Source organism: uncultured Algibacter sp. (assembly GCF_947490405.1).
Taxonomy (GTDB): Bacteria; Bacteroidota; Bacteroidia; order Flavobacteriales; family Flavobacteriaceae; genus Algibacter_B.
Genome location: NZ_CANLGU010000017.1, coordinates 1 through 671 on the forward strand (window position 1 = coordinate 1; position 671 = coordinate 671).

The 671-nt window shown below is 44.1% G+C and carries 1 protein-coding gene; it reads left to right on the forward strand.

The features are described 5' to 3' along the window. On the forward strand, positions 1-671 hold a 671-nt coding region (locus tag Q0772_RS16215; RefSeq protein ID WP_298347007.1), incomplete at both ends, for an Ig-like domain-containing protein.

Sequence of the window (671 nt, forward strand, 5' to 3'; positions counted from 1 at the left end):
TATAACGGTCCCGATCAAATCACTTATGAGATATGTGATGCAGATGGTGATTGTACAACGGCAGTTATTGATATTACTGTAGATCCAGTAGATGACACGCCAACGGCTGTAGATGATACGGCAAGTGTAGATGAGGACGACACGGTAAATATCGTCGTATTAGATGATGATAACTTTGGAGGCGATGGTCCAAGTACAGGTACTATAAGTATCACTAGCGGACCAAGCAATGGAACAGCTACGGTAAACGATGGCGGTACACCAAACGATCCTACTGATGATACGATTGATTACACCCCAAATGCGGATTATAACGGTCCTGACCAGATCACCTATGAGATATGTGATGCAGACGGCGATTGTACAACGGCAGTTATTAATATTACTGTAGATCCAGTAGATGACACGCCAACTGCCCTAGACGATACAGCAAGTGTAGATGAGGACGACACGGTAAATATCGTCGTATTAGATGATGATAACTTTGGAGGCGATGGTCCAAGCACAGGTACTATAAGTATCACTAGTGGCCCAAGCAATGGAACAGCTACGGTAAACGATGGCGGTACACCAAACGATCCTACTGATGATACGATTGATTACACCCCAAATGCGGATTACAACGGTCCCGATCAAATCACTTATGAGATATGTGATGCAGATGGTGATTG